Origin of the sequence: Bradyrhizobium sp. WSM1743, from assembly GCF_000473065.1 — a bacterium.
Taxonomy (GTDB): Bacteria; Pseudomonadota; Alphaproteobacteria; order Rhizobiales; family Xanthobacteraceae; genus Bradyrhizobium.
On record NZ_AXAZ01000003.1, the window covers coordinates 62,745 to 86,094 of the forward strand.

Consider the following 23,350-nt stretch of genomic DNA (forward strand, 5'->3'; position numbering starts at 1 on the left):
AGAAGCGGGGAGGAGACAATGAAGAAGTTCATCAATTCAGTCGACGATGTGCTCACGGAAAGCCTCGACGGCTTCGCGGGTGCGCATGCCGATCTCGTCGCGCTCGGGCCGCAGCGGAAATTCGTGCGACGCCGTGAGCTGAACCCGAAGAAGGTCGCACTCGTGTCCGGTGGCGGCAGCGGGCATGAGCCGCTGCATGCGGGCTTCGTCGGCTATGGCATGCTCGACGCCGCCTGTCCGGGACAGGTCTTCACGTCGCCAACGCCGGACCAGATCGTCGAGGCCGCGCAGGCGGTTTCCGGTGAAGCCGGCGTGCTGTTCATCGTGAAGAACTATGCGGGGGACCGCATGAATTTTGAGATGGCGGCCGAGATCGCCGAGGGCCGCACGGCGACGATCGTGACGGACGATGACGTCGCGGTCGAGAACTCGACGCACAGCATCGGGCGCCGCGGCGTGGCCGGCACGCTGATCGTCGAGAAGATCGTCGGCGCGGCTGCCGAGAAGGGTGCTGACCTGAAAAGCTGCGTTGCGCTCGGTGAGCGTGTCAATGCGCGCACGCGCTCGATGGGCGTGGCGCTGACGAGCTGCACGGTCCCGGCCGCGGGCACGCCGACCTTTTCGCTTCGGGAGGACGAGATGGAGATGGGGGTCGGCATTCACGGCGAACCGGGACGCCGCCGCGTCAAGCTGGAGCAGGCCGATGCGATCGCAGACGAGATGACAACGGCCATCGCGCAGGATCTCGACGCGCGTGGTGGGGCCGAGGCCCTCCTGCTCGTCAACGGATTTGGCGGGACGCCGACGATCGAGCTCTATCTGATGTACAATGCGGCGCGGCGAATGCTCGAGAAGCGCGGCTTGCGCATCGCTCGCTCGCTGGTCGGCAGCTTCGTCACCTCGCTGGACATGGCCGGGTGCTCGCTCACCGTGAGCCTGCTCGATAGCGAGACCGCGGCGCTCTGGGACCATCCCGTGCGTACGGCCGCGTTGAAATGGTGACCGCGATTCTCCCCGGCGGAGAATCGGTTGGGAATGGTTCACTGCAACGTCCGCTCAGTTCTCCAGCCCTGAAACTTGCCGTGTCTGTCGGACGCGGTATTTTTTTGCGGGCCCTTTTCGAAGGAATTCGCGTCCTCCTCTCTGCAATGACATGGCGCCCTTTCTACCTGCCGCAAGAATAACGTAGGAGATGCGCGCCCTCGACCAGCACAATCACTGCGCCGGAGGGCAATGCGAACGCGGCGGGATCGGCCCGGTTTTCAGTTCGGTAGCATGAGTCGAATTATACTCACATTGCGAAGTGAGTATAATTGCGGCGGCTACGATCGCAGTAGTTCTGAGCGCTCTGCATGTGCAATCTCGCTCTCGTGTGCGCGACATGTGCACTGAGAATCCGAAGAAGCGATTTCCGCTTCCAATTCATGCATATATCGTCCTAGAAGAGCCAAGCTACGGAAGCCTCGTCAAACGAGAATTCTCAGTCGGTCCAATCACATGAAGGGTCGATCTGAGCTAAAATACCTCAACAAAATGAACGAGTTAGATCGAAAATTTGCCACGGCCCCCATGATGGATTGGACTGACCGCCATTGTCGCGTGTTCCACCGGCAACTGACGCGGCGCGGGCTGCTCTATACGGAGATGCTGACCACGGGCGCAATCATTCATGGCGACCGGGAGCGGCTGCTTGGGTTCGACGCATGCGAGCATCCGGTGGCGCTTCAGCTTGGCGGGTCGGATCCGCAGGAGCTGGCGCAGGCCGCGCGGATCGGCGAGGCGTTTGGTTATGACGAGATCAATCTCAATGTCGGTTGCCCGTCCGATCGTGTGAAGGACGGACGTTTCGGCGCCTGTCTCATGGCGGAGCCGGAGCTGGTGGCGAGGTGCGTTGATGCCATGAAGCGCGTGGTCGCTGTTCCCGTCACGGTGAAGTGCCGCATCGGGATCGACGACCAGGATCCGGAGGCCGCGCTCGATGTGCTCGCGCGTGCGGTGGTGGCGTCCGGCTGCGATGCGCTGATCGTGCACGCGCGCAAGGCCTGGCTCAACGGCCTGTCGCCGAAAGAGAACCGCGACATCCCGCCGCTTGACTATGATCGCGTCTATCGGCTCAAGCGGGCGATGCCCGGTGTGCCCGTCATCATCAATGGCGGCGTTCAGAGCATTGACGAGGCAAAGGCGCATCTTGCCCATGTCGACGGCGTGATGCTCGGCCGCGCCGCCTATCAGGAGCCGTGGCGGCTGCTCAGCGTCGATGCCGAGATCTTCGGCGAGACGGCACCGCACATCTCCATGCAGGACGCGCTCGAGGCGATGATGCCCTACATCGAGGAGCAGCTGGCGCGCGGCATCCGGCTGCACGCCATCACGCGGCATTTCGTCGGCGCATTCCATGCCGTTCCCGGGGCGCGCGCATTCCGGCGGCATCTTGCCGAGCAAGGGGTGAAGCCGGGAGCCGGTCTCGACGTGCTGCGCGATGCGATCGCGCGCATCGCCGCCCGCGCGCCGGCCGAAGCGGCGTAGATTCGTCTAGTCGACCGCCGTGCGGGAGCGGCGGGGACCGCTCTGGAGCTCCGGATACCCTGTCAGCATCAGCGTGTCCGCGCGCACGCCCCAGCTTTCCAGGCGGTCGAGGAAGCTCATGCCAAGCAGATTGGTCTTCATCTGGCCGCGTTGCACGACGAGGGCCGGCACCGACTTCTCGACCAGCTTGCCGACGGCGAGACGGTCGAGCGTGAGCCGGGCCGCCTTGGTGTGGCCGCCCGCGGTCTCGAGGTCGACATCGTATTCGAGCATCTCGAGCGGCAGCCCGATCGCCTTTGCGGTTTCCCAGGTCAGCACCACCGACGTTGCGCCGGTATCGATCACCATCGGTGCGGTGACGCCATTGATCTTCGCGCGCAGCGTGAATTCGCCGCCCTGGCCGCGCGGGATCTGGACGGCCGGCGCCGGGGAAGCGGCCTGTGCGCGAAAAATGTGCGAGACCTTGTGGCTGGCTCGCGCGATCTGGTCGGGATCGCCATAGGCGACGACGGCACCTGCCGTGCCGGCAAGCATGATCAGAACGAGCAGGAGGCGGATCATCGCGCGCCTCCGAAGGCACGCAGGCGGATCAGATGCGTTTTGGTGACCCTGCGATCGGCGCCAGTCCAGCTTCCGTCATGCGCGCCGGCAAGAGGGCCATGATCGCGAGCCGGTCCGCGCTTTCCATGGCATGCCAGCGCGCGATCTCGGGCAAGGTCCGGCCGCAGCCGAAGCACAGCTTGGTCTTGGGGTCGATCATGCACACGGCGACGCACGGCGTTTCTTTGCTCATACGGACATAGTGAGGGATGGTCGGGCATGTCTGCAAGCATCACGTTAAGAGCCTGTGCCAGCACTCATGATCGGCTTGTGGCGCGGCCGGCGTTTCTCGTCCGGCAGGACCGAACTCTCCGGCTGCAGCGGTGGAGAATCATCCGACAGCGGCGCAAGCGCGCTCATCACACGCTCCGGCGGGAACGTGACGATCACCTCGGTGCCGATGCGCAGCTTCGATTTCAGCGTGAACGTGCCGCCATGCAGGTCGATCAGGTTCTTGGCGATCGGCAGGCCGAGGCCGGCGCCCTGCTCGGCCGACTTGATCGAATTTGAGCCCTGGCCGAACGAGGCGAGCACGACCGGAATCTCGTCCTCGGGGATGCCGGAGCCGGAATCCTTCACCGAGAGATATTGTCCGCCCGAGGCGGTCCATCCCGCCTTGAGCCAGATCTCGCCGCCTTGCGGGGTGAACTTGATCGAGTTGGAGAGCAGATTGAGCACGACCTGGCGGATCGCACGCTCGTCGGCCCAAAGCCGCGGCATGGCCTGCTCGAACACTTCGTGGATGGTGATGCCGCGGCTCGAGGCACGCAGCTTCATCAAATGATGGCAGTCGGCGACGATGCCGACCAGCGACACCGCTTCCTCATTGAGTTCGTAGCGGCCGGCCTCGATCCGCGACAGATCGAGGATCTCGTTGATGAGGTTGAGCAGGTGGACGCCGGAATTATGGATGTCGGCGGAATATTCCTTGTAGACCGGCACCGCGTGGGCGCCGAAGATTTCGCTCTTCATCACCTCGGAGAAGCCGAGGATGGCGTTCAGCGGCGTGCGCAGCTCATGGCTCATCTGCGCGAGGAAGCGCGACTTGGCTACGTTGGCGGCTTCGGCACGGTGGCGCGCTTCGTCCGAGATTGCCTTGGCCTGTTCCAGCTCGCCGATCAGCGCGTCTTTTTCTGCGCGCGCTTCCAGCGTGGCAAAGGTGGAGGAGTGCAGGCGGTGCGCCAGCAGGACGAAATAACCTTCGGCGGCGAGCGCCAGCGCTGCCAGGATGTAGTTGTCGAGTGAGCCGGTCATTGCAAAGCTCAGCGCCATCGCGACCGCGACCGGCGCCGTGGCGGCAACGGCGGCGATCGGCAGATTGGCGGCGAGCATGCTCGATACTGCGATCACCAGCAGCATCAGGAACATCATCAGCGTTTCCGTGACCATGTCGAGCACGGGATGAATCAGGATCGCTATCCAGCACAGGCCATAGAGCAGGTCGAGCACGACGAAGCGCGTCCGCCATGCGCGCGTCGCGGCGGGCGAGGCGGGCTCGGTCAGGAAACGCCGGCAACTGCGGATCATGGCGCTGTGGATGCAGAGCATGCCGGCGGTCCAGGCCGCGGCCGGGATCGGCTGCATCCACAGCCCGAACAGCACGCCGGTCGCCACCACCAGCAGCATCACGACATAGGAGGCAGACAGCCGCGTCTGGGCGTATTGCCGCAGCATCTCGGCGTCGAAAGCCGGCCGGGTTCCACTGGTCGACGTTAACTTGTCGCGCGCCTCGCGCACCCGCTGCGCCGCAGCCCTTCGGCTGCTCGCCGATGGCGCGCTCACCGGCTCGGCCGGAAGCTGCACAACCTCAGGCTTTTCAGCGGGGTTACTCATCAAGCAACACGATTCCTGCCCACGCCGGACGCGGGCCTTCTGCATTGTCTATCTGTGGCAAGAAATCCTTAAGAGCTGACTTAAGGAGCTAAAGAATTACGTTAACCGGGCGTTAATTCGGATCTCGCCCGCACGGCTCAATGCAGCGCCGCGTGCTGCGCGATGTATACCATCGCCCCCGCCAGATATCCCACCAACGCCGGCCCCGCGATGCGGCGCGCGTACCACAAAAATTCGATCTTCTCGAGGCCCATGGCGGCAACGCCCGCGGCCGAGCCGATGATCAGGATCGATCCGCCGGTGCCGGCGCAATAGGCGATGAACTCCCAGATGAAGCTGTCGGGCGGGTATTGCACCAGATTGTACATGCCCATCGTCGCAGCGACGAGCGGCACGTTGTCGATGATGGCGCTCAGCAGGCCGAGCAGGATGACGATGATATCGAGACGACCGACCGTCGAATCGAGCCATTTTGCCAGCAGTTCCAGGACGCGAGCGTGCTCCAGGCACGCGACGGCCATGAGGATGCCGACGAAGAACACGATCGAGCTCATGTCGATGCGCGTCAGCGCATGGACGAGGGTGAGGGGCCGCCGCGCATCCTCGTCCTTGTGGCGGTGAACGATCTCGCCGACCAGCCAGAGGATGCCCAGCCCGAACAGGATGCCCATGAAAGGGGCGAGGTGCGTCACGGCCTTGAAAACCGGAACGGCGACCAAGGTGCCGAGGCCGAGATAGAACATCAAATTGCGCTCGAACAGCTCGACTTTAAGCACCTGCGCTTGCCCTTGCAGCGGCGGGACGATCTCCTTTCCCTTGAGCCAATAGCCGATGATTAGCAGCGGTATCAGCAGGTTGAGCAGTGACGGCAGGAACACCGACTTCATGATGTTGACGGGAGAGATCTGTCCTCCGATCCAGAGCATCGTCGTCGTGACGTCGCCGATCACGGTCCAGGCACCGCCGGCGTTGGCGGCAATCACGATAATGGATGCAAACAGCAGGCGGTCGTTTTTGTTGCCGATCAGCTTCTGGATCAGCGAGATCATCACGATGGTGGTCGTCAGATTGTCGAGGATCGCACTCAGGAAGAACGTCACGAAGCCGATGATCCACATCAGCGTGATCTGCTTCGTGGTGCGGATGACCGAGGTGATGACCTCGAAGCCGTTGTGGGCGTCGATGACCTCCACGATCGTCATGGCACCAATCAGGAAGAAGACGATCTGCGCGGTCGAGGCGACGGATTCGTCGAGCTGGTGGTTGACGAGCGAGGCGTCACCGAGGGCGAGCGCATAGATGGTCCAAAGCAGGCCCGCTCCCAGCAGAGCCGTAGCGCTTTTGTTGACGCCGAGCGGGTGTTCGAGCGCGATGGCAGCATACGCAACAATGAAAACGGCGGCGATCACGCTCAGCAACTCAGTCCCCCCATTCGTTCTTCTCGATGCGCCTGTCAGGCCTCCTCGTGCCGCTGGCGCCGCGTCGGGTCGTTGACGGTCGCGGTTGCCCGGCAGCCACCGTCAACGCGCGCCTCAGCGTTGCAGGCGCGCAAGCAGGCTCGACGTATCCCAGCGCTTGCCGCCCATCTTCTCGACCTCGGAGTAGAACTGGTCGACCAGCGCGGTTACCGGCAGATTGGCGCCGTTGCGGCGGGCTTCAGCCAGCGAGATCGAGAGGTCCTTGCGCATCCATTCGACCGCGAAGCCGAAATCGTACTTGCCCTCGTTCATCGTCTTGTAGCGATTTTCCATCTGCCATGACTGTGCGGCCCCTTTCGAGATGGTCTCGATCACCGCGGCGACGTCGAGGCCACTCTTCTTGGCGAAATGGATACCCTCGGAGAGGCCCTGCACCAGACCGGCGATGCAGATCTGGTTGACCATCTTCGTCAGCTGGCCGCTTCCGGCGGGCCCGAGCAGTTTGCACATCCGCGCATAGGCGCCCGTGATGATCGGCTCGGCGCCGGAATAGGCGTCCTGCGCGCCGCCGCACATCACGGTCAGCACGCCGTTCTCGGCGCCGGCCTGGCCGCCGGAGACCGGGGCGTCGACGAATTTGAAGCCGGCCTTGGTGGCGGCGGCGTCCAGCTCGCGGGCGACTTCGGCGGAGGCGGTGGTGTGGTCGACGAAGGTCGCACCCTTCTTCATGCCGGCGAACGCGCCGTCGGGGCCGATCGTGACCGCGCGCAGATCGTTGTCGTTGCCGACGCAGCACATCACGAAATCCTGGCCTTCGGCGGCGGCCTTCGGGGTCGGTGCGATCCTGCCGCCGAATTTGTCCGCCCATTCCTTCGCCTTGGCCGCGGTGCGGTTGTAGACGGTGACCTCATGGCCCCCTTTTTTCACGAGGTGTCCGGCCATGGGGAAGCCCATCACGCCGAGACCGAGGAAAGCGACTTTAGCCATTGTGGTACCTTGTCCGCAGTTTGGGTTTACGGTTCTTGCCAGGCGGGGGACGCCTGGGTTCCGCGGTGAGGGCGGATCGGAGGCGCACCATAAACCCTTGAGGGCAGAGGGCAACGGCTTCGTTTGGCGGCCTCCTGTGCTAGGATGCCGGACCTAAGGACTTCAAAACAAGGGAGCGAGAACATGGGCGGCGTGAGCGTGGGCGTCCTCGATCATTTCAACATCCGGACCCGGAATCTGGCCGAGACCGTCCGCTTCTACGAGGATGTGCTGGGTCTCGAGAAAGGCGCACGGCCGAATTTCGCCTTCCCGGGCGCCTGGATGTACAGCGAGGGGAAGCCGGTGGTGCACCTCGTCGACATTTCTCTGACCGCCGAGCCACAAAAGCCGGATTCCGGCGTTGTCCACCACGTCGCCTTCGTCAGTCGCGGCTTTGACGGCATGAAACAGCGGCTGGCGTCAAAAGGGATGAAGTTCGAGTCCCGCCAGGTGCCCGGCGGCGACCTCTGGCAAATCTTCGTCCACGACCCTAACGGGGTCATGATCGAGCTGAATTACGAGGCCGCCCGGGAGCAGGGGGCGGCGCCTGCCGAAAAAGCTGACGATATCGGCAGGCAGTAGCCTTTTAGGCGTTTCCGCTCTAATGGGGCATCCTCAACTCTAGGAGATGCGCTTTGAGCGTGACGCAGCAACAGGTTCTCGACAGCCTCGCCAGGGTCAAGTCACCCCGCGGGGTCGCGCTCACCCATGCCAATGTGCTGAGCGCGATCAGCGCGTCTGACGGCAAGGTGTTCTTCTCGATCAATGTCGATGCCGCCGAGGCAAGGGCCTGGGAATCGGTCCGAGCCGAAGCGGAGGCCGCCGTGCGCACCGTTCCCGGCGTCACCACCGTCATGGTGGCGCTGACCGCTGAGCGCAAGCCGGGCTCCGCGCCGCCGCCACCCCCGCAGCCGAGCCGCGGCACGCCCGGCGTGCAGCCGGCCCACGCCCACAAGCCTCCGCAGGGCGGTGGGTCGCCGATGGCGCGGCAGTCTGAGATTCCCGGCGTCGCCGCGGTGATTGCGGTCGCCTCCGGCAAGGGCGGGGTGGGCAAGTCGACCACGGCGCTTAATCTGGCGCTCGGCCTGCGCGATCTCGGCCTCAAGGTCGGATTGCTCGATGCCGACATCTACGGCCCCTCGGTGCCGCGCCTCACAGGCCTGCGCGAAAAGCCGGAGCTGAACGACGAGCGCAAGATGATTCCGCTTCGGCGTTTCGGCCTCGCCATCATGTCGATCGGCTTCCTGGTCGAGGAGGAGACCGCGATGATCTGGCGCGGTCCCATGGTGATGTCGGCGGTGACGCAGATGCTGCGCGACGTCGAATGGGGCAAGCTCGACGTGCTGGTCGTCGACATGCCGCCGGGCACCGGCGATGCCCAGCTCACGCTGGCGCAGAACGTGCCGCTCAAGGGCGCCGTGATCGTCTCGACTCCGCAGGACCTGTCTCTGATCGACGCGCGGCGGGGGCTTGCCATGTTCAAGAAAGTCAACGTGCCCGTGCTCGGCATCGTCGAGAACATGAGCTACTTCCAGTGCCCGCATTGCGGCACGCGGTCGGACATTTTCGGCCATGGCGGGGCGCGGCACGAGGCCGAGAAGCTCGGGGTACCGTTCCTGGGCGAGATCCCCCTGCACATGGCGATTCGCGCCACCTCGGACGCCGGCAATCCCGTCGTCGACAGCGAGCCGGACGGCCCTCATGCGGCGATCTATCGCGCCATCGCCGGCCAGGTCCGGGACCAGCTCAAGGGTGTCATCGCGGCGGCCTGAGCCGGTCGCCACGGCAAGCTGCGGGACATGCGACTTTCGTAGAGCCCCGTCATGCCATTGTCGCGTTCCGCAAGCGGGACTTCCGTGTTAAAGGCCCACGGCAGTCAAGCCCCTTCGGTTCGACGCGGTCCCAATGCGTCGCCGGAATGAGCGGCGGCAAGAAGAGAAGTCAAGGGGAAACGCCCCAGCAAGGAGAGACCTGAAGATGAAGCGTCGTGATTTTCTCAAAGTGTCGGCAGCAGGCGCGGCGGCGACCGCGGTGGCCTCGCCGGCGATCGCGCAGTCCTCGCCCGAGGTAAAGTGGCGCCTGACTTCGAGCTTTCCGAAGTCGCTCGACACCATCTATGGCGGCGCCGAGCAGGTGGCGAAATACGTCGCCGAGATGACTGACAACAAGTTCCAGATCCAGGTGTTCGCGGCCGGCGAAATCGTCCCCGGTCTCCAGGCCCTCGATGCGACCTCGAGCGGCACGGTCGAGATGTGCCACACCGTCTCGTACTACTACGTCGGCAAGGACCCGACCTTCGCGATCTTCGCCTCGGTGCCGTTCGGCCTCAACGCGCGCCAGCAGAATTCGTGGCTCTATCAGGGCGGCGGCAACGAGCTCGCCAACGAGTTCTTCAAGAAGTCGAACGTGGTCGGCTTCCCCTGCGGCAACACCGGCACCCAGATGGGTGGCTGGTTCCGCAAGGAGATCAAGACCGTTGCCGACCTCTCCGGCCTCAAGATGCGCATCGGCGGCATTGCCGGCCAGGTGCTTCAGAAGGTCGGCGTGGTGCCGCAGCAGCTCGCCGGCGGCGACATTTATCCCGCGCTGGAGAAGGGCACCATCGACGCCGCCGAGTGGGTCGGCCCCTATGATGACGAGAAGCTCGGCTTCGCCAAGGTCGCCAAGTACTACTACTATCCCGGCTTCTGGGAAGGCGGTCCGACCGTCCATGCCTTCGCCAATCTGGAAAAGTGGAATGCGCTCCCGAAGAGTTACCAGGCGATCCTCACCAACGCGACGGCCAATGCCAACAGCTGGATGGCCGCGCGCTACGACATGCAGAACCCGGCGGCGCTGAAGCGTCTGGTCGCCGGCGGCACCCAGCTTCGCCCGTTCACCAACGAGGTCCTGGAAGCCTGCCTCAAGGCGACCAACGAATTGTGGGCGGAGATCTCGGGCAAGAACGCCGACTTCAAGAAGTCGATCGACGCCATGCAGGCCTACCGCTCCGACGAATATCTGTGGTGGCAGGTTGCCGAATACACCTATGACAGCTTCATGATCCGCTCGCGCACCCGCGGCTGATCTACGGCTTAAGTCGTAAGACCGGTAGCCCGGCCTCCTTAAGGAGGCCGGGCTTTTTCTTTGCCGCAGTGCGTTCGGGATAGCATTCGGCCCGGCGATGTTCCATGCTGCCCCCAAGCCTCGGCAAGAAGGCTCCACAAGCAGATCCATCAGGGTAGGAAATCATGAAGAGAAGAGACTTCATCAAGGTCACAGGACTTGGTGCGGCCGGTGCCGCCACGCTCGCGGCTCCCGCGATCGCGCAGTCGATGCCGGAAATCAAATGGCGCATGCCGACGAGCTGGCCGAAATCGCTCGACACGCTGTTTGGCGGCGCCGAGATGATGTGCAAGATGGTCGCGGAGGCGACCGACAACAAATTCCAGATTCAGATCTTCGCGGCCGGCGAGATCGTGCCGGGCCTCCAGGTGCTCGACGCCGTGCAGAACGGCACTTGCGAGATCGGCCACACCGCGTCCTACTATTATTTCGGCAAGGACCCGACCTTCACCTTCGGCTCGGCCGTGCCGTTCGGTCCCAACATGCGCATCAACCAGGCCTGGTACATGCTGGGCGGCGGCCGCGACATTCTCAACGAGTTCTACAAGGGCTACAATGTCGTCTCGCTGCTCGCGGGCAACACCGGCTGCCAGATGGGCGGCTGGTTCAGGAAAGAGGTCAACACGCCCGAGGACCTCAAGGGCATGAAATTCCGCATCGGCGGCTTCACCGGCCGCGTGCTCCAGAAGCTCGGCGTGGTGCCGCAGCAGCTCGCCGGCGGCGATATCTATCCAGCGCTGGAGAAGGGGACCATCGATGCCGCCGAATGGGTCGGCCCCTATGACGACGAGAAGCTCGGCTTCTACAAGATCGCGCCGCACTACTACTACCCCGGTTGGTGGGAAGGCGGGCCGATGCTGCTCGCGTTCGTCAACCTCGACAAATGGAACGCGCTGCCGAAATATTACCAGAGCGTGCTGGAGCAGGCCGGCCACTACGCCAACAACTACATGATGGCACGCTACGACAACGCCAATCCGCTGGCGCTGAAGAAGCTGCTCGCGGGCGGCACCAAGCTGCATGCCTTCTCGCCCTCGATCATGGATGCCTGCCACAAGGCCGCCAAGGAGCTGCACGCCGAAGTCTCTGCGACCAACCCCAACTTCAAGAAGGTGCACGACTCGCTCGCCAAGTTCACGAGTGACGGTTACGCCTGGTTCCAGGTCGCCGAGGTCGGCTACGACATCTTCATGGCGCGGCGCTCGCAGAGCTGATCGTTCTGTCCGTCGCATGAAGCGCCCCGAAGCAAAGGCTTCGGGGCGCCGTCGTTGCAGCGTTCCCGGTGGGCGTCCAAACAAAAAACATGGAAAACAACCCCATGCACAGTAGGCGGGGATAGGTTTATCAATGACTTGGCGGCGTAGCGCGAGCTTCTGCGGAATTGCCGAATTCACTTGATGCGTCGGGCAAAACAGTGGCAGGATCTCATAATCGCATAATCCGAATTTGCGGCTCGGCGCCGGACCCGGGGATCCGATGAGATTCGATCCCGATCAAGTTCAGAGCGCACTGCGCAGGGCGTGGTCGCTGTCGACGGCCAGCCAATGGACGGCGAGTAATCCGGCGGCAGGACAATGCAACGTCACCTCGCTGCTCGTTCACGAGCTCTTCGGCGGTGACTTGTTGAAGACGCCTCTTCCGGCCGGCGATCATTTCTACAACCGGATCGGAGGTAAGCGATACGACTTCACGGCATGCCAGTTCGATCAGCCAATCGCTTACATGGACGCGCCCACAAATAGAGCCGACGCACAGTTAGGAGCGACGAACGATCAACTGGCTGAACTCAGAGTGGCGTTTCGGGAGCACTGGGCCGGACCAGGCTAGCTGCAGCAGCCGAGATTGCTCTTGTCGTTATCAGAGGTTCGCTTGTTGGCGGTTTCCGAGCATTAGGGAAGCGGCTAGCGAACGACGCCTGCCGCGTCTCTCGCGTTTGGCATGAGCCAATCGAGTCCGAGCAGGCCAGATTCGAGGATAACGAAGGCGGCAATGCCGCCGAGCCAGCCGAAAAAGACGATTGAGAAGGTGCCGAGCAAGATCGCGCAAAAGACGTCAGAGAGCACCTTGCAGATGCGGAAGTCTCGGTCTTGGCCAGTGTCTTGGCCAGCGTCTTGGCCAGTTGGGAAGTACGGCATCGGGCTGCTCCAGGTGCCAATCCTGAGCCTTGGATCAACCCCGTTCAGCGGCAGATGTTCCGCGGATCAATTCTTCGGCTGGCCGAAATCGAGTGGCGGTGGCAGTTCGATTTCCGGAATCTCGATTTTGATCTTGTCCAGATCCACCTTCGCAGGCGCGTCGAGCAGCCCCGTCACCGTTATCGGGAATGCGATGACAACGGCAACCATGATCGCCTGCAGGCCGATCCAAGGCATTGCGCCCCAGTAGATGTCCGAACTCTTGACCTCCTTCGGCGCCACACCCCGCAGGTAGAACAACGCGAAGCCGAAGGGGGGATGCAGGAAGGAAGTTTGCATGTTGACGCAGAGCATGACACCGAACCAGATCAAGGCGGCATCCGCGCCGACGACAGGGGTGAGCAGCTTGTGCGCGATCGGCGCAATCATGGGGATGATGATGAAGGCGATCTCGAAGAAATCGAGGAAGAAGGCGATGAAGAAGATGAACAGGTTGATGAAGATCAGGAAGCCCCAGACGCCGCCCGGCAGCGACGTCAGCATGTGCTCCAGCCAGACACCACCGTTGCAGCCGAGAAAGACAATCGAGAAGCAAGTCGATCCGATCAGGATGAAGGTCACCATGCAGGTGATGCGCATGGTGGTCTCATAGCCCTGCTTAACCAGGATGCGCAGGTCGGGGATCCTGATTGCCTCGATGCAGACCCACGCCACTGCGAGATAGGCAATTGCAAAGGCGATCTTGAACGGCAGATTCGGCGCGAAATAGATGCCGATCATGGTGCCGACACCAGCAGCGGCGACGCCGACGAACAGCACCTTGTGACCAGCCGAGCTGAAATCCTTGTGATGGATGACGGCGAGCACGATCGCGCCGACGGCGCCCATCGCGCCCGCTTCGGTCGGAGTGGCGAGGCCGAGCATCATCGTGCCGAGCACCACGAAGATCAGAACGGCAGACGGAATGATGCCCAGAAGACACTTGCGCCAGAGCGCCCAGCCCTTGAGCGTCCTCGCTTCCTTGGGCACTGCCGGGACATGGCCCGGCTTGACCACGCTCAGAACAAACGTGTAGCCCGCGAACAGGGCGATCTGGAGAATCGATGGCCCCCAGGCGCCCAGATACATGTCGCCAACCGACTTCCCGAGCTGGTCCGCGAGCACGATCAAGACCAGCGAGGGAGGCACCAGCTGGGTAATGGTGCCGGAGGCTGCGAGCACGCCGGTGATGTAACGCATGTTGTAGCCGTAGCGGATCATGACCGGCATCGAGATCAGCGCCATCGCAATCACCTGGGCAGCCACGGTGCCTGTGATCGCACCGAGGATGAAGCCGACGATGATCACGGAATAGCCGAGACCGCCGCGAACGGGGCCGAACAGCTGCCCCATCGAATCCAGCATATCCTCTGCGAGGCCGCATCGTTCGAGGATCGCGCCCATGAACGTGAAGAATGGGATGGCCAGCAGCAGCTCGTTGGCGAGGACGCTGCCGTAGATACGCTCCGGGATCGCCTGGAGAAAGCTGAATCCGAAGAATCCCTCGTGGATAGCAAGAAATCCGAACGAAAGTCCGAGCGCGGCCAGTGTGAAGGCGACGGGGAAGCCGATCAGCATCGCCACGACCAGCCCGCCGAACATCAGCGGCGGCATCATCTCAATCGTGATCATTGGGTCGGCCGCTCGTATTTCGCATCGATGGTGACTTCACCGCGCAAGGCGGCAGCGCGTTTGATGACCTCCGAGATACCTTGCAAAGCCACCATGAAGAATCCGGCCGGCAGGACAAACTTGATCGGCCACCGCAGGAGGCCACCGGCATTGTTGGACATCTCGCCGATGATGAACGAGTTGTAGAACATCGCCCATGACAGGTAGCTGAGGAGCAGGCACGCGGGGACGAGGAAAACCAATGTCCCGATCAGGTCCAGCCACAGCTGCCCGCGTTCAGACAGCATAAGATAGAGGATTTCGACGCGCACATGCTCGTTGCGCTTGAAAGTGTAGGACGAACCGAACATCACGACGACAGCGAACATGTACCACTGGGTCTCGAGCCAACTGTTGGAGCTGTAGCTGAAGGCGTAGCGGATCATCGCATTTGCAGCGCTGACCAGGCAGGCCGCGAGCACCAGAACGTTGCAGATGTTGCCGACCTTTTCGTTCAGCCAGTCGATAGCTGTACTTATCGCCAACAATGGGCGCATCGATCTCTTTTCCCCGCTCGCTGAGCGCTGCTCCCAAACGAGCAGGACCATGGTGCTGCATCAGCAGCCATCCACGTCTGCGCGGGAGCCAGTCCACTCTCCTGATGCTTCAGCTCGCTCTTGTTGTCGGTTTTATCCGAGACATGTGGATGTCCTGGCCGCGCGTGAAGCAAGTCAGCTTTACCGTCAGCAGTTTCCTGGTCAACCGAAAAATGGGCAATCTGTCGCGGCGAGCTCGAGGTACGTCTAACCCTCGACGTCATACTGCTTGCAGAGGTGATCGCCGATCTGGACCAGCATGGCAACGCATTCAGGGTAGCCGGGCCGATCCGAGGTGGCCCGATCCGCACTGGCTCGAAATTCCCAGCGCTTGCCATCGCGGAGGATCGAGATTGTCATCCCTTCGGGACAGTCGGCATGAATCTTCAACTCGGCCTTCGCCATGGCGATGAGTTCGCTTTCAGTCTTCACGGGTTTGCTCATAATGCCCATCCCTCGATCCGATGTGGAGACTTGCTGGTATCTGCAAAGCTAGCAACCTCTCGCGGAGGACCAGAAGCTGATTGGCTTACACGAACCTGACAAGAGGTCGGCTGCCCGTCAGATGTAGCCCATCAGTCTCTACACAGTGAGACATCCGGAGTGTCGCGTGGACAGAGATCCTCCGCGGTGTAGCATTACAAGCCGCCAATGTTGCTGAGCGCGCAAGACTTCATCTCGACGTCAGCGCGGTAGGTAGTTTTTCGGTGTTCCTTTCGCGGAACGATCAGGCTATCGGAATCTGGCAATCGGGCTGAAGTCGCGGCGGTATCAGGTGGGTTTCACCGCCGCTCCGACTTCGCGGTACTGCTTACCGGGCTCTACCAGTCCCGACGGGAATCCAGCTTTCATCGAACACGGCGGCTCTCGATCCTTGATCGAGAAGCCAGGGCGGCCGTTTCCGTTGGGGACTTATCAATGAGAATGGCAAATGAAATCGTACAACTCCTGGTGCAATCGGCCGGCAGTTGGCTTTTTGAAGGTAATCGTTCGGGCCTGAGCGATCGCGAATGGATGGCCTTGCGGTTTCTCGCCCTTGCAAACAGATTCTCGAAGACGCCGACTGCTCTCGCCAGCTTTCTGGGTACCACTCGCAGTGCCGCATCGCAGATTGCCGCCGTTCTCCTGGAGAAGCGATTGGTGGTCCGTAAGCCTTCTGCGGAGGATAAACGCTCGATCACGCTATGTATCACACGTGAGGGAGAGAAGTTCCTGGAGCGCGATCCGATCAATGCTCTGCGCGATCAGCTTGTGGCACTCGAGGACTCCGATCGATTTCGGCTGCGGGACACGCTTCGCCGCGTCCTGGTGGGGCTCGATGTTGCCGAGCGCCGTCATCATACCGACGTTTGCAACCAATGCATGTTCCTGGTCGAGAACGGAGCGGGGAAAGACCGTCATTTCAAGTGCCGGCTCTTTCGGAAATCCATAGCGGAGAAGGAGACGGCCTTGCTCTGCACCTATTTCGAGGCGCGGAGCTAGAAGGCTCACCTGCTCTGCGCGGAACTGTCCAGAAGGGCACGGGTCGTCCGGGCTCGACTGACTTACACGAAGCTGACAGGGCGGACGGCCGTCGGACACTTTTTCGCTGGCCGCCGCGGCCGGAATGGTGGAAGAGAGCGAAGATACCGCGCGGACCGCGCGGCGACCTGGTTATCCGTCGGGACTACGATGCGCCTTCTGATCGTCGAGGATAATGCCGAGCTGTCGCGGCTCGTTGCCGGCGGGCTGGCGGCGGCCGGCTATGAGAGCGACATCGTGGGCAGCGCGGCCGAGGCGCGCGAGGCGGTGAGCAGCGTCAGCTATGCCGCGATGATTCTCGACCTCGGCCTGCCCGACGGCGACGGCCTGTCGGTGTTGCGCGAGCTGCGCCTCAAGATGGAGCCGCTGCCGGTGCTGGTGCTGACCGCGCGCGGCGGCGTGCAGGACCGCGTCAGCGGCCTGCGTAGCGGCGCCGACGACTATCTCGCAAAGCCGTTTGCGATGGAGGAACTGGTGGCGCGGCTCGAGGCCATCCTGCGCCGACCGGGCCAGTTGCTCGGCCGCTCGCTCAGTCTCGCCAACCTCGTCTACGACACCGAGAGCCGCCAGATCTTCGTCGACGACCAGCCGCGGATCATCTCCGCGCGCGAGACCTCGGTGCTCGAGATCCTGCTGCGCCGGCAGGGGCGGGTCGTACCGAAGAAGAACGTCGAGGACCACATCTTCGGGCTCGAAGGCGAGGTCGCTTCGAACGCGGTCGAGGTCTATGTCTCGCGGCTGCGCAAGCAGCTGGCGGAACATGGCGCCAAGGTCGTGATCCACACCATCCGGGGCGTCGGCTATCTCATGACCGAGGAGAAATAGCGTGGCCCGGCTCGGATCCAGTGCCGGGTCCTATGGCAGGTCGCCGACGTTCAAATCGCTGATCTGGCGCATCGTGTTCCTCCACATCGTTGCGGTCGCGGTGGTCGCGATCTTCCTGCCGCTGGTGCTGTTCTGGCTGCTCAATTCCGAGATCGACCAGCTGCATCGCGATGCCATGCGCGCGCAGGCCGAAGTGCTGGCGGGGCGCATCGTCGCGCAGCCGGACGGCACGTTGAGTTTCAACCTGCCCGACAGCCTCAAGGGCCTCTATTCAGACGCCTATGGCCGCTACCAGTACGACATTCGCGACGCCGAGGGCCGGTTGCTGTTCTCCTCCCACCGGCGTTCTCCAGCGGTGGCAGCTCCGCGCTTGTCTGACACCATTTCCGGCGCCGGCGTCACCCGCGACATCGACGGCAGGACGGTGCGCATCCAGGTTGCCGAGGACCTCGCGCACCGCGACGTCATCATCGACGACATCGTCTCGAACTTCTTCCGGCGGGTAGGGTGGATCACCATCCCGATCCTCCTGATCCTGCTTGCCACCGACATCATCATCTTCCGTCGCGCGATTGCGCCGCTGTGGAAGGCCTCGGAGGAAGCCAGCAATATCGGCCCGGCGCGGACCGACATCCGCTTGCCGACGGCACAGATTCCACGCGAGATCATGCCGCTGGTCACTGCCGTGAACCAGGCGCTCGATCGTCTCGAGGGCGGCTTTCGCGTGCAGCGGCAGTTCACGGCGGACGCCGCGCATCAGTTGCGCACGCCGCTCGCGATCCTGCGCACGCGTATCGAGACGCTCGACGACCGTGCGGCACGGCAGGCGCTGCATGCCGACATCGAAACCATGAGCCGCCTCGTCGCCCAGCTGCTGGAGATCGCCGAGCTCGACACATTGGTGCTCGATCCCAGCGAGACCGCGGATTTGCGCGCCGTCTGCGCCGAGGTGGTCGGTTCGATCGCCCCGTTCGCGATTGCGCAGCACAAGGACATTGCGCTGAAGGGCACGGACGCGCCGGTCGAGATCCACGGCAATTCCGAGATGCTCCAGCGCGCGATCTTCAACCTTGCCGAAAACGCCATCAAGTTCACGGCGAAGGACACCTCCGTCGACGTCGAGGTGCGCGACGATGGTTCGGTGCGCGTACGTGACCACGGTCCTGGCATCCCGGAAGCCGAGCGCGAGCTGATCTTCCAGCGCTTCTGGCGCGCCGACCGCCGGCGCAGCGACGGTGCGGGACTGGGACTCTCGATCGTGCGCGCGGTGGCGGACGATCACGCTGGCACGGTTGCCGTGGAGAACCTTGCAGGCGGCGGCGCGGAGTTCACGCTGCGGTTCAGGCTGACGCACAAGGTGACATCTTCACCCTCCCCTGGAGGGGGAGGGTCGCTGCGCATGTAGCGCAGCGGAACGCGGAGCGGGGTGGGGTGACAGTCTGTCCGTATTGAACAGTGCCCGAGTGGAGAGATCACCCCACCCCGGCGCTTCGCGCCGACCCTCCCCCTCCAGGGGAGGGTAAGAGGCGGCTTGCCCTGCCGCTCGCTACTTCTGCGGCGGGCCGAGATCGAGCGGCGGCAGCTCGATCTGCGGCACCTCGATCTTGATCGTAGAGGGGTCGATGTTCGACTGGACGCCCTTGTAGTGCATCACCATCGACGGGAACGCGATCACCAGACCGACCATGATGATCTGGATGACGACGAATGGCACCGCGCCCCAATAGATCTGGCCCGTGGTCACAGGGTCCATCCTCTTGCCGGTGACGCGATCGATGTATCGCTCCTTCGGCGCGACCGATCGGAGATAGAACAGGGCGAAGCCGAACGGCGGATGCATGAACGAGGTCTGCATGTTGACGCCGAGAATGACACCGAACCAGATCAGGTCGATGCCGAGGTGCTCGGCCGCCGGTCCGAGCAGCGGGATCACGATGAAGGCCAGCTCGAAGAAGTCGAGGAAGAAGGCCAGCACGAACACGAACGCGTTGACGAAGATCAGGAAGCCGACCTGGCCGCCGGGGAGGGAGGTCAGCAGGTGCTCGACCCAGACGTGCCCGTTGACCCCGTAGAAGGTCAGCGAGAACACGCGGGCGCCGACCAGGATGAACACGACGAATGCCGACAGCTTGGCGGTCGATTCCGTGGCTTGCCGGATCAGGTCCCAGCTCAGTCGGCGCTTCGCGGCGCCGAGGATGAGGGCACCGGCGGCACCCATCGCGCCGCCTTCGGTCGGCGTCGCGATGCCGATGAAGATCGTGCCCAGCACCAGGAAGATCAGGAACAGCGGCGGCACCATGACGAAGGTGGTCTGCTGCGCCATCTTGGACAGGAAACGGAAGCCGGTGAGCTTGTCGATGACCCAGTTCACGACGGCGACGACGAACGCGAAGATGATGCCGTAGAACATGCTGAGCACGACATAATCGGCGCCATGCACGTCCGAACTCCGCATCATGAACCAGCCGAACACGCAGCTCGCGAGGAACAGCATGCCAAGGGAGACGAGGCCGCGGCTGCCACTCTCCTCGCGGAAGCCGATGGCCTCCTTCGGCAGGCCCGGCGTGGCCTTGGGGAAGATCATGCTGACGAGGAAAGCGTAGCCGGCGTAGAGGCCGGCGAGCACGAGGCCTGGGATGAAGGCGCCCTCATACATGTCGCCGACGGACTTGCCGAGCTGGTCGGCCATCACGATCAGGACGAGCGAGGGCGGAATGATCTGCGCGAGCGTGCCGGATGCTGCGATGACGCCGGATGCCACGCGGCGGTCATAGCCATAGCGCAGCATGATCGGCAGCGAGATCAGACCCATCGAGATCACCGAGGCGGCGACCACGCCGGTCGTCGCGGCGAGCAGCGCGCCGACGAAGATCACGGCATAGGCGAGACCGCCGCGGATCGTTCCGAACAATTGGCCGATGGTGTCGAGCAGATCCTCGGCCATGCCTGACCGCTCCAGCACCAGCCCCATGAAGGTGAAGAAGGGAATGGCGAGCAGCGTGTCGTTGTTCATCACGCCATAGACCCGCTCCGGAAGGGCCTGCAGGAAGTCGGGGTGGAATTGGCCGAGCTCGACGCCGACGATGGCGTAGAACAGGCCGACCGCGCCGAGCGAGAATGCCGCGGGATAGCCGAGCAGCAGCACGACGACCAGCGACGCGAACATGATGGGCGCCATATTGGCGATGATGAATGCGGTCATGATTTCCCCTAAACCGTCGCCAACGGCTACTTCTTCTCGATCGCTTCGACGAGGTGCTCGACTTCCGCCTCCAGGGCCGACACCTGGGATTCATGGGGATCCGGCATCAATCCGCGCATGACCGCAATTCGCTTGATCAGTTCGGAGATGCCTTGAACGAGCAGCAAAGCGAACCCGATCATGATCAGCGCCTTGGCGGGCCATTGGGGCAGGCCACCGGCATTGCCTGATTGCTCGTTGATGTGGAACGAGCGCTGGAAGAACGGCACGCCGGTGATGATCATGACGATGCAGAGGGGAACGAGGAAGAACAGGTGGCCGATCACGTCGATCACGTTGCGGGCCGTCTTCGGCAGTGCGTTGTTCACGATGTCGATGCGGATGTGCTCGTTGTCGAGCAGCGTCCAAGGCGAGCAGAGCAGGAAGACGATGCTGAACAGCACCCATTGCAGCTCAAGCCACGAATTGGACGAGGTGTCGAACGTCTTGCGGACGATCGCATTGACCGCCGAGATGATGACGGCGAGCACGATCAGCCATGCCAGGCGCTTGCCCGTCCAGCGCGTGAACGCATCAATCCTGCTGCTCAACTTTAGGAGCGCTTGCAACGATAGGTCCTCCCCCGATTGTGCCCCGGCCGTCTTGACTGCGCCGAGCGGGCGCGTGGCTTGTCTCGCCGCGCAGGCATGAGGCAGGCGCACCAAATCAGCGGGCGTGCCGCCAGTCAATCGGAAGTTTGTTGATAGTTAAGGGGAATAAGACCGTAATCCGACGGTGTCAGCCGCCGGTGACGCTCATGTGCCTGGAGACGCTGGGACGGTCGTGGCGGCGGTCGATGATGAAATCGTGCCCCTTGGGCTTCAGCCCGATGGCGCGGTCGATCGCATCCGCAAGCAACAGGTCGTCGCTCGATGCACGCAGAGGTTTGCGTAAGTCGGAGGCATCCTCGTGGCCGAGGCAGGTGTGCAGCGTTCCGGTGCAGGTGATGCGCACCCGGTTGCAGGATTCGCAGAAATTATGGGTCATCGGCGTGATGAAGCCGAGCTTGCCGCCAGTCTCGGCGACGCTGACATAGCGGGCCGGACCGCCGGTGCTCTCGGCCAGATCCGTCAGCGTGAATTGCTGGGCGAGCCGGGCACGCACCAGCGACAGCGGCAGATACTGGTCGATCCGGCCCGAGCCGATCTCGCCCATCGGCATCACTTCGATCAGCGTCAGGCCCATGCCCTTGCCGTGGGCCCAGCGCATCAGCTCGGGCAGCTCGTCCTCGTTGAGGTTCTTCAGGGCGACGGCGTTGATCTTCACGGCAAGCCCTGCGGCGCGCGCGGCCTCGATACCCTCGAGCACCTTGTCGATCTCGCCCCAGCGGGTGATCTCGCGAAACTTCTTGGGATCGAGCGTGTCGAGCGAGACGTTGATGCGGCGGACGCCGCAATCGGCGAGTTCCCGCGCGTGCTTCGCAAGCTGGGTGCCGTTGGTGGTCAGCGTCAGCTCGTTCAACGCGCCGCTCGACAGATGCCGCGACAGCGAGTGCACCAGCGTCATCACGTTGCGGCGGACCAAGGGCTCGCCGCCGGTGAGCCGCAGCTTCTTCACGCCCTTGGCGATGAAGGCCGTGCAGAGCCGATCGAGTTCCTCCAGCGTCAGCAGATCGGCCTTGGGCAGGAACGTCATGTCTTCCGACATGCAGTAGAAGCAGCGCAGGTCGCAGCGGTCGGTGACGGAGACACGCAGATAACTGATGGTCCGTCCGAACGGATCGGTCATCGCGCTCGACAGCGCGGCGCGGGGGCTCACGGAAGGTCCGTTCATACCAAATGCCTTGTCACTTACGGGCGACGGGCGCACCTTTGCTTCGGCGGTGCTGTCGACGCAATCTAAGCATCGGACGCGGCTAGGACAATCGGTTGGTATGCGTAAGTCAGCGCTTGCCCGCATTCGGATCGGGGAAGGGCGAGCTAGCTGCGGGGGCGGCCGGCGCTGCGGCGGGCTTTGGCTTCTTCGGCCGGTACGGCTTGCGGAGCGGCCTCGGCGGCACCGCCGGCGGGAGTCCGCGCGGGCATAGATAATGATAATAGAGGGTTAACGCAGGATTCCTGGAAATAACCCAGCCGTATCAGTTGGTTGGGAGGGACGATGCCGTCATCAGGCTGCTGGCGGCCGACGGCAGATCGCGCATGTGATGAATCAGCCGGTCAGGCTTCAGCTCGGCAATCGGCACGTCCGTGTAGCCGAAGCTGACCCCGATCACGGGAACTCCGGCCCGCCGGGCCACCCCGACATCGGTTCCGGCGTCGCCGACCATGATGCTGGCCTTCACATGGCCACCGGCCCGGGCCACCGTCTCGCGGAAGATGGTCGGATCGGGCTTCTGAACGCCAAAGGTGTCGGCGCCGCAGATCGCCGCGAAGCGGCGGCTGAGGTCGAGCTGGTCCAGCAGGCGCTTGGACAGCCATTCCAGCTTGTTGGTGCAGACCGCGAGCCGATGGCCCTGCGCCGCGAAATGGTCGAGCGCGGCCTCGAGCCCCTCGAAGGGGCGCGATTCGACCGCAATATGCTCGGCGTAATAGGCAATGAAATCCGCGGTCATCCGGTCCATGTCGGCGGGGGTGACGGTGCGGCCCTCCGCCTCCAGCCCTCGCTCGATCAGCTTGCGGGCGCCGGCCCCGATCATGTTGCGGGCCGAAGCCATCGGGACCGGCGGCAGGCCTTCGCGGTCGAGCACGTAGTTCAGCGCGGTGATCAGGTCGGGCGCCGTATCCACAAGCGTCCCGTCGAGATCGAAGACGATGGTGTGAGGGCAAGTCTTTTCGAAGGAGGTCATGATCCAAGCGCTACCGGCCCGGTCGTGTCCGTGCAAGGGGCAGGCCCATAAGATCACCTTATAGGCCTGTTCCCGCGAGAAAAACGAGG

The 23,350-nt window shown here is 63.1% G+C and carries 23 protein-coding genes; 10 read left to right on the plus strand and 13 right to left on the minus strand.

What is annotated here, in order from left to right:
* Positions 1-18 precede the first annotated feature (18 nt).
* Entirely contained in the window at positions 19-1,002 is a 984-nt protein-coding gene (gene dhaK / locus YU9_RS0104100; protein ID WP_027571619.1) for a dihydroxyacetone kinase subunit DhaK, read from the plus strand.
* Between the two features lie 531 nt (positions 1,003-1,533).
* Positions 1,534-2,526, plus strand: a complete 993-nt coding sequence (gene dusA, locus YU9_RS0104105; RefSeq protein ID WP_084298898.1) for a tRNA dihydrouridine(20/20a) synthase DusA — start codon at positions 1,534-1,536, stop codon at positions 2,524-2,526.
* Between the two features lie 6 nt (positions 2,527-2,532).
* Here the strand turns inward: dusA and YU9_RS0104110 are convergent, their stop codons facing one another.
* The 5 genes from YU9_RS0104110 to YU9_RS0104130 all read right to left on the minus strand — a co-directional run bounded on the left by YU9_RS0104110 (position 2,533) and on the right by YU9_RS0104130 (position 7,364).
* The gene (locus tag YU9_RS0104110) at positions 2,533-3,087 is read right to left on the minus strand and encodes a TIGR02281 family clan AA aspartic protease (protein WP_027571621.1); all 555 of its coding nucleotides are present in this window, start codon (positions 3,085-3,087) and stop codon (positions 2,533-2,535) included.
* Between the two features lie 28 nt (positions 3,088-3,115).
* Positions 3,116-3,319: a DUF1289 domain-containing protein gene (locus YU9_RS0104115; protein ID WP_027571622.1), complete on the minus strand. Its 204-nt coding sequence runs from the start codon at positions 3,317-3,319 to the stop codon at positions 3,116-3,118.
* 44 nt (positions 3,320-3,363) lie between these two features.
* Positions 3,364-4,959 (minus strand): HAMP domain-containing sensor histidine kinase, encoded by a 1,596-nt coding sequence (locus YU9_RS0104120; protein WP_027571623.1) that lies wholly within the window; start codon positions 4,957-4,959, stop codon positions 3,364-3,366.
* A 137-nt stretch (positions 4,960-5,096) separates the two neighbouring features.
* On the minus strand, positions 5,097-6,377 hold the full coding sequence (nhaD, locus tag YU9_RS0104125) for a sodium:proton antiporter NhaD (protein ID WP_027571624.1): 1,281 nt from the start codon (positions 6,375-6,377) through the stop codon (positions 5,097-5,099).
* A gap of 114 nt (positions 6,378-6,491) precedes the next feature.
* A complete protein-coding gene (locus YU9_RS0104130) occupies positions 6,492-7,364 on the minus strand; it encodes an NAD(P)-dependent oxidoreductase (RefSeq protein WP_027571625.1) in 873 nt (290 codons plus the stop codon).
* Positions 7,365-7,547: 183 nt separating this feature from the next.
* Here YU9_RS0104130 and YU9_RS0104135 point away from each other — a divergent pair, with 183 nt between their 5' ends.
* The 5 genes from YU9_RS0104135 (at position 7,548) to YU9_RS0104155 (ending at position 12,335) form a co-directional block, all read left to right on the plus strand.
* The gene (locus YU9_RS0104135) at positions 7,548-7,985 is read left to right on the plus strand and encodes a VOC family protein (RefSeq protein WP_027571626.1); all 438 of its coding nucleotides are present in this window, start codon (positions 7,548-7,550) and stop codon (positions 7,983-7,985) included.
* A gap of 53 nt (positions 7,986-8,038) precedes the next feature.
* Positions 8,039-9,175, plus strand: a complete 1,137-nt coding sequence (locus tag YU9_RS0104140; RefSeq protein ID WP_027571627.1) for an Mrp/NBP35 family ATP-binding protein — start codon at positions 8,039-8,041, stop codon at positions 9,173-9,175.
* Between the two features lie 205 nt (positions 9,176-9,380).
* A complete protein-coding gene (locus tag YU9_RS0104145; RefSeq protein ID WP_027571628.1) occupies positions 9,381-10,469 on the plus strand; it encodes a TRAP transporter substrate-binding protein in 1,089 nt (362 codons plus the stop codon).
* 164 nt (positions 10,470-10,633) lie between these two features.
* Positions 10,634-11,722 (plus strand): TRAP transporter substrate-binding protein, encoded by a 1,089-nt coding sequence (locus YU9_RS0104150; protein ID WP_027571629.1) that lies wholly within the window; start codon positions 10,634-10,636, stop codon positions 11,720-11,722.
* Positions 11,723-11,984: 262 nt separating this feature from the next.
* Complete coding sequence (locus YU9_RS0104155) at positions 11,985-12,335, plus strand: hypothetical protein (RefSeq protein WP_027571630.1); 351 nt, start codon at positions 11,985-11,987, stop codon at positions 12,333-12,335.
* Positions 12,336-12,409: 74 nt separating this feature from the next.
* Here the strand turns inward: YU9_RS0104155 and YU9_RS40955 are convergent, their stop codons facing one another.
* From YU9_RS40955 to YU9_RS0104175, 4 genes are all read right to left on the minus strand, one after another.
* On the minus strand, positions 12,410-12,643 hold the full coding sequence (locus tag YU9_RS40955; RefSeq protein WP_036017021.1) for a hypothetical protein: 234 nt from the start codon (positions 12,641-12,643) through the stop codon (positions 12,410-12,412).
* A gap of 66 nt (positions 12,644-12,709) precedes the next feature.
* On the minus strand, positions 12,710-14,314 hold the full coding sequence (locus tag YU9_RS0104165) for a TRAP transporter large permease subunit (RefSeq protein WP_027571631.1): 1,605 nt from the start codon (positions 14,312-14,314) through the stop codon (positions 12,710-12,712).
* Complete coding sequence (locus tag YU9_RS0104170; RefSeq protein ID WP_027571632.1) at positions 14,311-14,850, minus strand: TRAP transporter small permease subunit; 540 nt, start codon at positions 14,848-14,850, stop codon at positions 14,311-14,313. Before YU9_RS0104170 ends, YU9_RS0104165 begins: the two co-directional genes overlap by 4 nt.
* 246 nt (positions 14,851-15,096) lie before the next feature.
* Positions 15,097-15,333: a hypothetical protein gene (locus YU9_RS0104175; protein ID WP_027571633.1), complete on the minus strand. Its 237-nt coding sequence runs from the start codon at positions 15,331-15,333 to the stop codon at positions 15,097-15,099.
* A gap of 474 nt (positions 15,334-15,807) precedes the next feature.
* On the opposite strand from YU9_RS0104175, the gene YU9_RS0104180 reads away from it, so the two are divergent.
* The 3 genes from YU9_RS0104180 to YU9_RS40960 all read left to right on the plus strand — a co-directional run bounded on the left by YU9_RS0104180 (position 15,808) and on the right by YU9_RS40960 (position 18,640).
* Entirely contained in the window at positions 15,808-16,371 is a 564-nt protein-coding gene (locus YU9_RS0104180) for a MarR family winged helix-turn-helix transcriptional regulator (protein WP_027571634.1), read from the plus strand.
* Positions 16,372-16,560: 189 nt separating this feature from the next.
* Positions 16,561-17,235 (plus strand): response regulator transcription factor, encoded by a 675-nt coding sequence (locus YU9_RS0104185; protein ID WP_027571635.1) that lies wholly within the window; start codon positions 16,561-16,563, stop codon positions 17,233-17,235.
* Between the two features lies 1 nt (position 17,236).
* Positions 17,237-18,640 (plus strand): ATP-binding protein, encoded by a 1,404-nt coding sequence (locus YU9_RS40960; protein WP_036017022.1) that lies wholly within the window; start codon positions 17,237-17,239, stop codon positions 18,638-18,640.
* Positions 18,641-18,781: 141 nt separating this feature from the next.
* Here YU9_RS40960 and YU9_RS0104195 read toward each other — a convergent pair whose 3' ends face one another.
* The 4 genes from YU9_RS0104195 to YU9_RS0104210 form a co-directional block, all read right to left on the minus strand.
* Positions 18,782-20,437 (minus strand): TRAP transporter large permease subunit, encoded by a 1,656-nt coding sequence (locus YU9_RS0104195; RefSeq protein ID WP_027571636.1) that lies wholly within the window; start codon positions 20,435-20,437, stop codon positions 18,782-18,784.
* A 26-nt stretch (positions 20,438-20,463) separates the two neighbouring features.
* Positions 20,464-21,045, minus strand: a complete 582-nt coding sequence (locus YU9_RS0104200) for a TRAP transporter small permease subunit (protein ID WP_027571637.1) — start codon at positions 21,043-21,045, stop codon at positions 20,464-20,466.
* Positions 21,046-21,214: 169 nt separating this feature from the next.
* Positions 21,215-22,249, minus strand: a complete 1,035-nt coding sequence (moaA, locus tag YU9_RS0104205; RefSeq protein WP_027571638.1) for a GTP 3',8-cyclase MoaA — start codon at positions 22,247-22,249, stop codon at positions 21,215-21,217.
* A 304-nt stretch (positions 22,250-22,553) separates the two neighbouring features.
* A complete protein-coding gene (locus YU9_RS0104210) occupies positions 22,554-23,261 on the minus strand; it encodes an HAD family hydrolase (protein WP_027571639.1) in 708 nt (235 codons plus the stop codon).
* Positions 23,262-23,350: the final 89 nt, after the last annotated feature.